Below are 12,608 nucleotides of genomic sequence, written 5' to 3' on the forward strand. Positions count from 1 at the left end.
GTGTCCACTCCATTAACGCCTAGAAAGGCTATTCCGATTGAGATCGTAGAAGAATCTCTTTACGAAATCAGGCAAAAAATTTACGCCAGATCAGTATCAGGCACGTTTGCACGGTGGCGGATTTATTTTGTTTTTCTCACGCAAATTCTTTTTTATGGTTTGCCGTGGGTGAGCTGGAATGGTCGCCAAGCCGTTCTATTTGATTTAATTCAACGTAAGTTTTATATCTTTGGCTTAGTGTTATGGCCACAAGACGTGATTTACTTAACCCTATTACTGATTCTTTCGGCTTTAGCGCTATTCCTCTTTACCGCCGTTGCGGGACGCTTGTTTTGTGGCTATGCTTGCCCACAAACCGTCTATACCGAAATTTTTATGTGGATCGAGCGTCAAGTCGAGGGCGATCGCTTCGCACGAATACGGTTGGATGGCGAGGAATGGCCATGGAGTTTGCATAAGTGGCGCTTAAAAGTAGTCAAGCACAGCCTATGGTTAATCATCGCCTTCTGGACGGGTTTCACCTTTATTGGTTATTTCACCCCAATTCATGAGCTTAGTGGTGCCATTCTCACCTTGTCCTTAGGTCCGTGGCAAGCATTTTGGTTGTTCTTTTACAGCTTTGCAACTTGGGGAAATGCAGGCTTTATGCGCGAGCAAGTCTGCAAATACATGTGCCCTTATGCGCGCTTTCAAAGTGTAATGGTCGATAAAGATACTTTTGTGGTGACCTACGATAAATTACGTGGCGAACCCAGAGGTAGCCGACATAAAACTACTGATGTCGTAGCCGAGGGCTTAGGAGACTGCGTAGATTGCAGTATTTGTGTGCAGGTATGTCCAACTGGCATCGATATTCGCGATGGCTTGCAATATATGTGTATTGGATGTGGTGCCTGTATCGACGCCTGCGACTTAGTGATGGAAAAGATGCAATACCCAAAGGGTTTAATCCGCTACACCACTGAGCGAGCAATGCTTGATCATGAAACCAATCAAAGTGCCATACGACATATTTTACGGCCCCGCGTTATTTTCTATACCCTTTTTATTGCTGCTTTATCGGCCGCTTTTTTGTTTTCTCTCTTTACTCGAAATCCACTGCGGGTAGATGTCATGCGTGATCGCGGTGCATTAGCTCGTGAAGTTGATGGTGAGCGAATTGAAAATATTTATCGCATGCAGATTATGAATTCATCGGAGCATCCGATGACAGTTAATTTAAAGGTAAATGGTCTAGAAGAGCTAAAAATTTTAAACTCTCAAAATAAAGAAATAACTGAAATTAAAGTAGAGCCCTCAAGTAATTTACTCATGCCAATTAAAGTGAGTTCAAAATTAGGAAAAATTGAAGCAGGAAATTACCCCATTCATTTTGCAGTCAACGCGTATGAGATAGAGGATGGTGCAAAACGTGTACTACGGCAGCGGGATGAAAAATCAATTTTTATTATTCCCCATTAAAAATTTTATCGAAATCATAATATTGAGAGGAAAGATGATGACAAACGAAATAGCCATAACGCCCTGGTGGAAACAAAGTTGGCCCTGGTTTTTAATTAGTCTGCCAACTATTGCAGTAGTTGGATGCTCGATTACGATTTGGTTGGCCTTTAGTCTGTATCCTGATGCACCTATCCGGGATGGAGTGGTTAAACAAGGCTTCAAAGTTGAGCAGGTTGCAAAATGAAATTCCGCATACTGATCTGGATACTGTGGCCAGCTTTTTTGGTTGCGGGTTTAGCTGAGGGTTTGCTCTTTAGTTTTATTCGGCCCGAAGATTTAATTTTCTTTGGGCACCACTTAACCCTCTCCGATGAGGGTATTTATTCGCTTGGGTTTTTTCTAATCTGGGGTTTTTGCGCTTTATCGAGCGCCCTCAGTATTTATATTTTGCCAAGCAAAGATGCTCATGGCAGCTCTGAGCAAGATTCAGGTCTTATTTAGCAGGGCGTTTTGATGGTGTTTAAATGGAGGGGATTAGGTTGACCAGCCAACTCATAGAGGCCATCCATATCAATTAATTTCACATGTCTTTGTTGTAATTGAATGAGGCCAGATTCAGCAAAACGAGAAAACATACGACTAACCGTTTCAAATTTAATACCCAGGTAACTGCCGATTTCTTCACGACTCATGCGTAATGTAAATTCATTATTGAGATAACCGCGGGCTGCCAGGCGCACTGAAAAATTAATTAAAAACCCGGCTAATCGTTCCTCGGCTCTTAAGCTGCCAAGCGATAAAAGGTGCCGCTGATCTTGGGTTAATTCGCGGCTCATAATACGGTGGAACTGCTGTTGTAAATTGGGAATTTGGTGGGCAAGGCCTTCGAGTTCATGAAAATCGATAACACAAGCTTCACTTTCTTCAAGGGCAATGGCATTTAATTGATATTGGCTTTCACCAATGCCATCAAGTCCAAGCATTTCGCCTGGCAAGTGAAAGCCAATAATTTGTAAACGACCATCGGGCAGGGTATGTTCGGTTTTTAATGAACCAAAACGGAGGCTGTAAACCGCGCTTAAGGGGTCGCCATGCCGATAGAGAGAATCCCCTTTTTTAAGGTGAAGGCGTTTATCTACCAAGGAGTCTACTCGCCCAATATCAGCGGGAGAAAGCCCTACCGGCAAACAAAACTGCCCAAGCACGCAGGTCGAGCATTTATTTTTAAGCTCTTTCATTCCCCCTATTCTATTACGATAGACCCTATGCCGAACCAACTTAAAACCTCGTGTTAACCACTAGCCTATTATTAGCGATTTTTCTGGGTTCTTTACTCAGCGGCTGGCATTGTGCCTTGATGTGTGGGGGGATTGCCGCCGGTATTGAGAGCGGCGCTGAAAAACCGTTACTAAAGACGTCAATCCAGCGTTTATGGCAACAACAGCTCATTATGCATTTCGGGCGCATGACAACTTATGTGCTCTTAGGAGCCCTGGCAGGAGGTATTGGGGCGGCGTTATGGCAACAAAATTTCATCCCCTTGCAGCGGCCTTTATTTGCACTTGCTTCCAGTATTTTGATTTTTCTTGGGCTACGGCTGCTTTATCGAGAAAAAGCCAAGGTTGGGCTTGCCGGTCTTTGGTTTGGGAATCATTTGGCTCGCTATTGGGCCCACTATTTAGGGCGCCAGGCAAGTACGCCAGCCCGCTGGTTTAGTGGCATGTTGTGGGGCTTAGTGCCATGTGGTTTGGTCTATAGTATTTTGCCCTTAGCTTTTTTATCGGGTTCACCCCTGACTGGGGCAGCATTCATGTTAGCTTTTGGCTTGGGTACTTTACCCAATTTATTACTAATCACTCGGTTTTCAGCTGCCTTAGTGCAATTTAGTCACTATCCTTGGGTACGAATCTTTGCGGCCAGTCTGTTAATTGTGAGCGGTATATTTGGTTTTTATCGTGCTTGGACGCTACCCGAAGCGCTCTTAAAAGGTGGCTTTTGTTTTACTTAATGCAAAGTGAATGCCCTGCGCTAGATCGGGATAAAAATATTCTGCCGGCATCAGCTTAAATAAATCCATCCGCTGAGCAATATCATGAGGTTGGTTATTCAGCCCACAGAGAATGAAGTGTACCCCTGCCTGTTGGCAGTGGCGATAAAGCTCGAGAAGGGCATCCATGCCTGAGCTATCGATATAAATAATATTTTTTAAATCAAGGATTAATATTTTTTTTGGTAGTTTAGTTTCAAGTCGTTCAATGAGCTTAACTGCGCCAAAGAAAAGTGCGCCATACATGCGGTAAGCGGCGACTTCACCTGTCAATGGCTTGAGTTCAGGGTGTTCCTCTAAATTCACCGCCTCAGAGCGCGAGAGGTTTGACACGCGGTAAACAAAAGTTAGGAGCGCACAAAGCAAACCTACTTCAAGAGCAACCGTTAAATCAACTACTACCGTGAGGATAAAAACGCTTAGCAAAGTGATACGGTAGGGTAGGCGAAATTGCTTAAGGTAAATTAACTTACGCCATTCGCCCATATTCCATGCTACATACATCAAGATAGCCGCCAAACAACCGAGCGGAATATTTTGTGCTAAAGGGGCGGCAAATAAAATAATGAGTAATAAAGTTAAGGCATGGATCAGGCCAGCTAGGGGTGTCGTGCCGCCGCTTTGTATATTGGTAACGGTGCGGGCAATAGTTCCCGTAGCTGGCATCCCGCCAAAAAATGGTACGACACAGTTAGCCATGCCCTGGGCCATTAATTCTTGATTTGAATCATGACGTTGATGAATTAAGCCGTCAGCAACTCGAGCACATAGCAGTGATTCAATTGCTCCTAATAGCGCTAAAGTGATTGCTGGTGCAATCATTAATTGAGCGCTATCCCAATTCACTGCGATCAAATCAAATTGCGGTAGGCTCGCTGGGATTCCGCCAAAGCGACTGCCAATCGTCGCGGTGGATAAATTAAAAAAACTGACTGCCCAAGTTGCGCTTACCATCACTACAACGGGACCTGGTAAATGCCTAAACCAACCGAAATGATGATGCAAGAAGCGCCAAGCAATAAGCAGACCCAGACTCGCAACTGAGACACTTAGGGTAATGGGATTGAAGGTATTTAAGGCGCTAAAAATTGCGCTCATCATGCCGAAAAATTGCGCTGGCATTTTCTCAATAGTCAGGCCGAAGAAATTATTTATTTGCGACAGGGCAATTAACAGGGCAATCCCATTTGTAAAGCCGACGATGACAGCGATGGGGATAAAGCGTACCAAGGTACCTAAGCGGAAGAATCCCATGGCAAACAAGAAGATGCCAGACATAAAGGTGGCGATAAGGAGGTTAGCAATACCGTAGCGATCAACGATGCCATAGACGATGACGATGAAAGCGCCGGCTGGTCCGCCAATCTGCACTCGACTACCGCCAAATAGCGAGATCAAACCACCACCAATAATGGCGGTGTAAATACCAAGCTCTGGTTTGAGGCCGCTGGCAATTGCAAACGCCATTGCTAAGGGGAGGGCAACAACCCCAACCGTAATACCAGCCAAAATATCTTGGGTAAAAAGCCTAAAGTTATAGCCAGCAAATGATTGTAATAATTGCGGGCGATAGTGCATTTAGTAAATTAAGCCAATTTATTGACTACCCAATAAGCAAAGGTAGAGGTAATCGCGGTTACAGTACAACCCCATGCAATATCAATAAAAGCCAATTGCGTAGGAAAATCGCGCACCACTGCTAAATTGGTTAAATCGTAGGTCATATAGCAAAAGAAGCCGAAAAGGGCGCCCATACCTAAGGCATAAAGCCATGATTCTTTAGAAAGGGCTGGCCCCACAACAAAAATACAAACGCCTAGAGCGTAAAGGACGTAAAAGGCGAGCCCCGCCCCTAGTTTCGGGTCTGGTGACATGAGCCCCCCCATTTGGGACTGGTAGAGGTTTTTGGCAATGCCGAGCAACCAAGTGAGATCAAGTGCCAAAAGAGTGATAAAAACCGCAAAATACGTGATTAAATACTTGAGCAATTCAGTTCACCTTTTTAGCTGTTGATTAGTTAATAAGAGCATTATCATAGATGTAGACTTGTTACTCAAAGGGGAGTGTGTATGTTTAAGCAATTATTGGTTCCGATTGACGGCTCTGAGCTGACTAAAAAGGCCCTGAAAAAGGTCGCTGCTTTAGCTAAGGCCGATGATGCTAAGGTTGTTTTAGCCTATGTATCTGATCCAACCCCGCCGATGGTTTATGGGGATAGCACCTTAGGCTATGGTTTTACGCAGAAAGAGCATAAAAAAGCCTGCGATGCCTATGCTAAAGCGCTCTTTAAAAAAGCCCTACCAATATTAGGAATAGGGCTTAAAGCGAGTACATTGCATTTGTATCATCCCAATTTAGCTGAAGGCATATTAGACGCGGCCAAGAAAGCCAAGGCGGATGTCGTCGTCATGGCATCTCATAAGCGCACCGGCATTAAGGGTATGTTGCTTGGCAGTGAAGCTCAGGAGGTGATCGTTCATGCAAGCTTGCCAGTGTTAGTTTTAAGCTAATTTAGCGCGCTTTATTTTTTAGCGGCGGCATTTTTTGCCGCCGTTATATTTTCTGCCATGCCTTTAGCAAAATCACTTTCTGGTGGTGCGAGTGCATAAGCTTGTTGCCAGTATTTTTCAGCTTTAGCAAAATCCCCTACTTCAAAATAGGCTGTACCAGCTAAAGCAAGCACTTTCAAGTTTTTTGGATCAAGGACTAACGCTTTCTGAATTAATTGCAGCGGCTCGCCCTTGGTGCTGCGATTTTGAAAGGCAAGTAAGTCAGCGTAATCAATTAAGAGCTGCGCATCATTGGGAGCTAACGCTACCGCCTTACTATAAGCTTGTACAGCTTCTGGCAGGCGCTGCAAAGCTAGATAAGAGCGGGCTAGCATTTGCCAGCCTTGGGCATTATTGGGCTCAGACTTCAATTTTTCGGCCAGACGCTCAACCATTCCTTCAATATCTTGTTGGCTCGGAATATTTTGGGTCGTACGCTGCGGAGCGTCTATGGCGAAAGGACTGCCTACAATTAAATAAAGGCTTAAAGCGAGAATAGGTAAGCCAATACTAATGAGCAAGACCGGTATCAGCATCTTTATTTTTTTTGTCGCCGGGCTTGGTAAGTCTGCCGCTATGGCTCGCTCTTCGAGGAGCACACGTTTGGCAATATCAGTTTGGGCCAGCTCAAGTTGATCGCGATCGATACGTCCATTACTAAAATCAATGGTCAACTGTTGCAATTGATCGCGCAAAATAGCCAGATTATCAGCTTGATCGCCCGCGTTAAAAGTGGCCGGTTTTCTAAGGGGCAAAACCAATACAAGAATTGCCAGCGTTACCATTCCTAGTGCAATAGCAAAAAATAACCAAGTCATGCTTGATCCTTAGGCTGAGCTAGATTATTTTGCGTACCATTATTGAGTAATGCTTTTGCTCTAGCGAGGTCTGCCGCAGAAAATTGCTGTTCACCAAGTAATTTTTTGCGCACCTGAATTTGCCGCCACAAAAAGAAAAACGCTAGTAATAAAATAGCAAAAGGCCCGAGCCATAAAAACCAAGTACTGGCTTTTAATGGCGGCTTGTAGAGTACAAAATCACCATAGCGCTGCACCATATAGTCAAGAATTTCTGTTTGGGTTCGGCCTTGGGTTAACTGGGTGCGGATTTGATTTTTGAGATCAACTGCTAAGTCGGCATGCGAATCGGCAATCGTTTGATTTTGACAAACTAAGCAGCGTAACTCATTGGCAATGATATTCACTTGCGCTTCGAGAGCAGGATTAGTGCTGAGGGGTTGTGCAGCACTTGGCGCTTGTGCTAAACAACTAACTTGCCAAGCATAAATCAAGAGTGCGACTGAAATCACTTTACGCATTTAATTTCCGAATCAGTGGCAAAATTTTGTCTTGGAATATTTGTGGTGTTAAGGGGCCAATCTGTTTATAGCGAATAACGCCATTTCGATCGATGACAAATGTTTCGGGCACGCCATACACACCATAATCAATTCCCACTTGGCCTTGGCTATCCGAAATTGAGAGGACATATGGATTCCCACGCTCTTTAAGCCACAACTCGGCATCAGCTACTTTGTCTTTGTAATCTAGGCCAATCATCGGCACTAATTTTTGTTGGCTAATCGTCATTAATAAATCATGCTCTTCTCGACAAGCTACGCACCAAGATGCCCAGACATTGAGCAGCCAGACTTGGCCACGCATTTGTGGCGGGGAAAAGCGGAGTGTTTCATTACCTAAAACACCTAAAGTAAAGTTTGGAGCTGGCTTATCAATTAAGGGTGAGGGTACTTCGCGGGGATTAAGTTGTAAACCCAAACCTAAAAATCCTAAGAGTAGGACAAAAATTGCTAGAGGGATTAGAAATCGCTTCATGATTTAGGGGTCAAGACCGTTTGCGATAGCGGCGATCGGTAATAGCCAGTAAACCGCCTAAGGCCATCACAAAACACCCACCCCAAATCCAATCAACAAACGGCTTAATATGAATGCGCACACTCCAGTCGCGCTCGTTGAGTTGCTCGCCAAGTGAAATATAGAGATCACGACTCAAGCCAACGCTAATAGCCGCCTCGGTCATTGGCATTTGACTGGAATCATAGAGACGTTTTTCTGGCGCCATCATGGTAATAACTTGGCCATTTTGTGTGACGACAAATTGACCTTGCATGGCTTGATAGTTTGGTCCTTGAAGTGGATTTAAGGCGCGCAATTCAAAGTCATAGCCGCCGAGTTGGGCGCTGCTACCCACGGTCATGCGTAAATCTTGTTCACTTTCAAAGCCCCGCACGCCAGTGACGCCGATGATAAAAAAAGCCACTCCAAGGTGCGCCATGACCATGCCATAAAAGCTGGCTGGCTGTGCTAGTAAATTTTGCCACCAGCTTCGTTCAGCAGTACTACGCGCACGCTCAATAAGTTGTACCGTACTGGTGGTGATAATCCAAGCTGCTAAAAATAATCCAAAACCAATCAGTGGTGTCCAGCCACGCAAAATGAAAGGTGCAATGACTGCAGTGAGTGCACTTACTGCCGCGGCCCATTTGAGTTTTTCAGCAATATCAAGGGGAGCCGATTGCCGCCAACGAGTCATGGGCCCAATGCCGATGAGAAAGAGTGCGGGGGTCATCAAGGGCAAGAACACGGCTTCAAAATAGGGTACCCCCACCGAAATTTTGCCTAAGTTCAGTGCATCCAGAATCATTGGGTATAAGGTGCCGAGCAATACTGCGCCGGCTGCTACTAAAAATAAAACATTATTTGCTAGCAACATACTTTCACGCGAAACCGTGGCAAATGAGCCACCGATGTTAGCTTTGGGGGCGCGCCAAGCGAAGAGAAGTAAAGAACCGCCAATGACGACTGCCAGAAAGCCAAGAATAAAAATACCGCGTTTAGGGTCGGTGGCAAAAGCATGCACTGAGGTAAGTACACCTGAGCGGACTAAAAAAGTGCCCAATAAGGATAAAGAGAAAGCAATAATGGCTAAGAGCGCAGTCCACATTTTGAACCCACCCCTTTTTTCAGTCACCGCTAACGAGTGAATGAGTGCCGTACCCACTAACCACGGCATGAAAGAAGCATTTTCTACTGGGTCCCAAAACCACCAGCCACCCCAACCTAATTCGTAATAGGCCCAAGCACTGCCTAAGGCAATGCCAATGGTCAAGAAACACCATGCTGATGTAACCCATGGTCGTGACCAGCGCGCCCATGCAGCATCAAGACGCCCTGATAAAAGTGCAGCGATAGCAAAGGCAAAAGCGACTGAGGAACCCACATACCCCATATACAAAAAAGGAGGATGCGCAATCATGCCAGGATCTTGCAACAGTGGGTTAAGGTCTTTTCCTTCCATGGCTGCTGGTAAAAGGCGCATGAACGGGTTAGAAGTTAATAATGTAAATAGCAACACACCTACGCTGAGTAAACCTAAGACAGCCAAAATTCGGGCAACCATTTTTTGGGGCAGGTGCTTGGAAAAAACTGCGACTGCTAAAGTCCAACCAGCGAGCATTAAAGCCCACAATAAAATGGAGCCCTCATGGCCACCCCACACTGCACCAATACGATAAATTGTGGGCAGCAGTGAATTCGAATTTTGCGCCACATATAAAACAGAAAAATCATTTTGAATAAAGGCAATCATTAGGCAAATAAAAGCCATCGCTACCCAAATAAATAAAGCGATCGCGGCCGGTCTGCCGACGAGAGTAAGAGAGGGGCGGTTGGTTTGCGCTCCAATGAGCGGCAAGACGCCTAATATGAGTGCTGTTATTAAAGCTAGAATGAGCGCCAGCTGACCTAATTCAGGGATCATTAGCGGGAACTTCCTGCGGGTGCGCTCAAGGTTGGCGCAGCTTGAGTTTGATGGCTTTGGGCTTTTTTCAAGGCTTCTGCTGCTTCAGGGGGCATATAGTTTTCATCGTGCTTCGCGAGTACTTGATCGGCGATAAACATGCCTTGATTATTTAGGCGTCCTTGGGCTACCACACCCTTACCTTCCTTAAAGAGGTCTGGCAACATTCCCTCATAAGATACTGGGGTTTCATTAACTAAGTCGGTGACAATAAAATTAACCTTGAGTCCGGCAGGGTCACGTTGTAAGCTACCTGCCTTAACTAAGCCACCAAGGCGAAAGGCTTTATCGATGGGCGCCTCTTGCGCGACAATTTGGCTTGGACTAAAAAAGAAGACCAAATTACTTTGAAAGGTTTTAAAAACCAAAAAGGCGGCAACGGCAAGGCTAATGAGGCCAATAACAATTGCCAGTAGACGTTTAGTGCGGGGTTTCATAGCCCCTTATTTTGCCTAATTTTTCGCAAGTTGCTTTTCTGCTGCGAATCAGGCCAATCCATTCCCCAATAAAGAGCATGAAGGTGACGCCAAATGACCACCAGACATAGGCGCCATAGCCTCCCATCGCGAAAAATTCACTAACATTAGTCCAGTACATTATTGCGCCTCTTTCATGACCCAAGCAGTATGCTCTTCACGTTCTAATACCAGTGTGCGGCAGCGATAAAAGCTAGTAGCAATGGCATAAAGCCAAAATGAGCCCGCCATGAGCAGCATGCCAAGCAGCATTTGACTTGCCATCGACGGTGCTTTTGTCATACTAATGGTCGCGCCTTGGTGCAAGGTATTCCACCACTTCACCGAAAAATAAATAATAGGCACGTTAATCACGCCAACTAAAGCTAATACCGCTGCACTGCGATCAGCTCGCCGCGGGTCATCAATTGCGGCATGAAGTGATAAGAAGCCAAAATATAAAAATAATAAGATCAACTCAGAAGTTAAGCGCGCATCCCAAACCCACCAAGCGCCCCAAGTGGGCTTACCCCAAAGCGCACCAGTAAACAAAGCAATAAAAGTCATGAGGGCACCAGTGGGTGCCAATGATAAAGCCAGCATGCTAGCTAAGCGAGCATTAAAAATTAAGCCAATAGCCGCCCAGAAAGCAACGAGGAGATAAATGAACATCGACATCCAAGCGGCGGGTACATGGACAAAAATAATGCGGTAGGCGTCTCCCTGTTGGGCATCCGTGGGGGCAACTAAGAGTCCAACATAAAGTCCAGCAAGCCCAAGAAATAATGCGCCTGCCGCAAACCAAGGGATCAATTTGCCAGCCAAGCCATAAAAGGGTTGGGGTGCTGAATACTTGAACCAGTTGATATTTCTGAGGGGCAAAAGGAAGTGCTTTCTATAAAATTGAAATGGATTGAATGGTATAGGGAATTTTAGAACGATTATTCGATCCGTTTATTCCACTGCAATACGCAAGCTCAGGGCAGCAGCTAAAGGGGCAAAAAATAGGCTAAGCACAAAAAGGGCTCCTAATAAATAAAAATGACCCGCCACGGGTAGCCCAGATTGATGTGCCTCAACTGCCCCTGCACCAAAAATTAAGATTGGGATTAAAAGCGGCAAGACTAAGAGAGATAACAGAACACCACCCCCCCGGGTACCTAAGGTTAGGGCCGCACCGATGGCGCCAATCAGGCTAAAGATAGGCGTACCTAATAGCAGTGAGAGAAAAAGAATCAACACACTTTCAGCCGAGAGGTTAAATTGTAAGGCCAGCAGTACTGCAGCAAAACTCAGCAAGAGCCCTGAACTAATCCAATGCGCAATCATTTTTGCTAGCACTGCTAATGGCAGAGGAATCGTACCCAAGAGGAGCAGATCAAGCGTGCCATCTTGGAAATCATCAGCAAAGAGACGATTTAAAGAAAGCATCGCTGCAAGTAAGGCTGCAATCCATAACATTCCAGAGGCAATTTGCTGTAGTAATTTGGGCTCTGGTCCCACCCCCAGGGGGAATAAACTAGCGACAACAGCAAAGAAAAATAGGGTTGCAAGGCTATCATTTTTCCGTCGCCAGACTAAGCTTAAGTCGCGTTGAATCAGCGCGGCCATGGCAGTAAAGAGACTGAAGATATTGGTCATAATTCAATACGTACTAGTGCATTGGGCTGCTGAAGCAGAATTTCTTGATGACTACTCAGAGCCACTATTCCACCCAACTGAAGATGTTGCTGAATACATTGTTGTAAAGCGTCACTGGCATCACGATCAAGCGCATTAAAAGGCTCGTCTAATAGCCAAAATTGTTTACGCGGCTGAAGTTGAAGTTGCGCTAAGGCGATTCGCTGTTTTTGCCCTTGAGATAAGGTGCGAACCATTGTATTCCGGAGGGCTAATAATCCCACTTTCCTAAGAACATCGTCTACCTCAGAAATTGACAAGGCATCTTGGCGACAGAGTGCAGCGCTCAGCAGATTTTCAGCGGCGGTAAGATCACCCTTCAGTGCTGGCACATGACCAAGATAAATCAATTGTGCATTAAATTGTTCGGCATCAGTACGAATTGCCTGCCCTGACCATTTTACTTGCCCGCTACTGGGGCTAAGCAGCCCACATAAGATACGGAGCAAACTGGATTTACCTGAACCATTTTTACCCACAATATGTAGTAGCTGACCTGGTTTAATTAACTGGGTTAACTCAGAAAAAAGTACTTTACCCCCCCGCGTACCAGCGAGGTTCTCCAGCAGTAATGATTGATCGAGATAAGTAGATATAGGGCTAGTTGGCATAAGG

Annotated in this window: 17 protein-coding genes; 5 read left to right on the plus strand and 12 right to left on the minus strand. The window is 45.4% G+C overall.

Annotated features, from left to right (window positions below; translation table 11 throughout):
* Genes ccoG through LZT21_RS08200 form a run of 3 tightly spaced genes read left to right on the plus strand, consistent with a single transcriptional unit; the run spans position 1 to position 1,944 of the window.
* Positions 1–1,461 carry a cytochrome c oxidase accessory protein CcoG gene (ccoG, locus tag LZT21_RS08190; RefSeq protein ID WP_233990220.1) on the plus strand — a complete coding sequence of 487 codons (1,461 nt, stop codon included), beginning with the start codon at positions 1–3 and terminating at the stop codon, positions 1,459–1,461.
* A gap of 37 nt (positions 1,462–1,498) precedes the next feature.
* Positions 1,499–1,687 carry a FixH family protein gene (locus LZT21_RS08195; protein WP_233924114.1) on the plus strand — a complete coding sequence of 63 codons (189 nt, stop codon included), beginning with the start codon at positions 1,499–1,501 and terminating at the stop codon, positions 1,685–1,687.
* Entirely contained in the window at positions 1,684–1,944 is a 261-nt protein-coding gene (locus tag LZT21_RS08200; RefSeq protein WP_233924115.1) for a hypothetical protein, read from the plus strand. Before LZT21_RS08195 ends, LZT21_RS08200 begins: the two co-directional genes overlap by 4 nt.
* Here the strand turns inward: LZT21_RS08200 and LZT21_RS08205 are convergent.
* Positions 1,941–2,681 carry a helix-turn-helix domain-containing protein gene (locus tag LZT21_RS08205; protein ID WP_233924116.1) on the minus strand — a complete coding sequence of 247 codons (741 nt, stop codon included), beginning with the start codon at positions 2,679–2,681 and terminating at the stop codon, positions 1,941–1,943. The two genes, LZT21_RS08200 and LZT21_RS08205, sit on opposite strands and share 4 nt — an antisense overlap.
* 50 nt (positions 2,682–2,731) lie before the next feature.
* Here LZT21_RS08205 and LZT21_RS08210 point away from each other — a divergent pair, with 50 nt between their 5' ends.
* Positions 2,732–3,451 (plus strand): sulfite exporter TauE/SafE family protein, encoded by a 720-nt coding sequence (locus LZT21_RS08210; protein ID WP_233924117.1) that lies wholly within the window; start codon positions 2,732–2,734, stop codon positions 3,449–3,451.
* Here LZT21_RS08210 and LZT21_RS08215 read toward each other — a convergent pair.
* Together LZT21_RS08215 and LZT21_RS08220 are read right to left on the minus strand one after the other, a co-directional pair.
* The gene (locus LZT21_RS08215; protein ID WP_233924118.1) at positions 3,425–5,068 is read right to left on the minus strand and encodes a SulP family inorganic anion transporter; all 1,644 of its coding nucleotides are present in this window, start codon (positions 5,066–5,068) and stop codon (positions 3,425–3,427) included. The genes LZT21_RS08210 and LZT21_RS08215 overlap by 27 nt on opposite strands.
* Positions 5,069–5,076: 8 nt before the next feature.
* Positions 5,077–5,478, minus strand: coding sequence for a DUF2177 family protein (locus tag LZT21_RS08220; RefSeq protein WP_233924119.1), 402 nt, complete (start codon positions 5,476–5,478; stop codon positions 5,077–5,079).
* 81 nt (positions 5,479–5,559) lie between these two features.
* Between LZT21_RS08220 and LZT21_RS08225 the strand changes: the two genes are divergently transcribed.
* A complete protein-coding gene (locus LZT21_RS08225; RefSeq protein WP_233924120.1) occupies positions 5,560–6,000 on the plus strand; it encodes a universal stress protein in 441 nt (146 codons plus the stop codon).
* Between the two features lie 11 nt (positions 6,001–6,011).
* Here LZT21_RS08225 and ccmI read toward each other — a convergent pair whose 3' ends face one another.
* From ccmI to ccmA, 9 genes are all read right to left on the minus strand, one after another.
* On the minus strand, positions 6,012–6,857 hold the full coding sequence (gene ccmI, locus LZT21_RS08230) for a c-type cytochrome biogenesis protein CcmI (protein ID WP_233990222.1): 846 nt from the start codon (positions 6,855–6,857) through the stop codon (positions 6,012–6,014).
* Positions 6,854–7,357, minus strand: a complete 504-nt coding sequence (locus tag LZT21_RS08235; protein WP_233924122.1) for a cytochrome c-type biogenesis protein — start codon at positions 7,355–7,357, stop codon at positions 6,854–6,856. Before LZT21_RS08235 ends, ccmI begins: the two co-directional genes overlap by 4 nt.
* Complete coding sequence (locus LZT21_RS08240; RefSeq protein ID WP_233990224.1) at positions 7,350–7,874, minus strand: DsbE family thiol:disulfide interchange protein; 525 nt, start codon at positions 7,872–7,874, stop codon at positions 7,350–7,352. Before LZT21_RS08240 ends, LZT21_RS08235 begins: the two co-directional genes overlap by 8 nt.
* 10 nt (positions 7,875–7,884) lie before the next feature.
* Positions 7,885–9,819, minus strand: a complete 1,935-nt coding sequence (locus tag LZT21_RS08245) for a heme lyase CcmF/NrfE family subunit (protein WP_233924124.1) — start codon at positions 9,817–9,819, stop codon at positions 7,885–7,887.
* A complete protein-coding gene (ccmE, locus tag LZT21_RS08250) occupies positions 9,819–10,295 on the minus strand; it encodes a cytochrome c maturation protein CcmE (protein WP_233990226.1) in 477 nt (158 codons plus the stop codon). The genes LZT21_RS08245 and ccmE overlap by 1 nt, the downstream gene beginning before the upstream one ends.
* Positions 10,279–10,455: a heme exporter protein CcmD gene (ccmD, locus tag LZT21_RS08255; RefSeq protein WP_233924126.1), complete on the minus strand. Its 177-nt coding sequence runs from the start codon at positions 10,453–10,455 to the stop codon at positions 10,279–10,281. The genes ccmE and ccmD overlap by 17 nt, the downstream gene beginning before the upstream one ends.
* Positions 10,455–11,195: a heme ABC transporter permease CcmC gene (ccmC, locus tag LZT21_RS08260; RefSeq protein ID WP_233924127.1), complete on the minus strand. Its 741-nt coding sequence runs from the start codon at positions 11,193–11,195 to the stop codon at positions 10,455–10,457. Before ccmC ends, ccmD begins: the two co-directional genes overlap by 1 nt.
* A gap of 72 nt (positions 11,196–11,267) precedes the next feature.
* Positions 11,268–11,954: a heme exporter protein CcmB gene (gene ccmB / locus LZT21_RS08265; protein ID WP_233924128.1), complete on the minus strand. Its 687-nt coding sequence runs from the start codon at positions 11,952–11,954 to the stop codon at positions 11,268–11,270.
* Positions 11,951–12,604 carry a cytochrome c biogenesis heme-transporting ATPase CcmA gene (gene ccmA, locus LZT21_RS08270; protein WP_233990227.1) on the minus strand — a complete coding sequence of 218 codons (654 nt, stop codon included), beginning with the start codon at positions 12,602–12,604 and terminating at the stop codon, positions 11,951–11,953. The genes ccmB and ccmA overlap by 4 nt, the downstream gene beginning before the upstream one ends.
* Between the last annotated feature and the right edge of the window lie 4 nt (positions 12,605–12,608).

The organism is Polynucleobacter sp. IMCC 30228 (assembly GCF_021395205.1).
GTDB lineage: Bacteria > Pseudomonadota > Gammaproteobacteria > Burkholderiales > Burkholderiaceae > Polynucleobacter.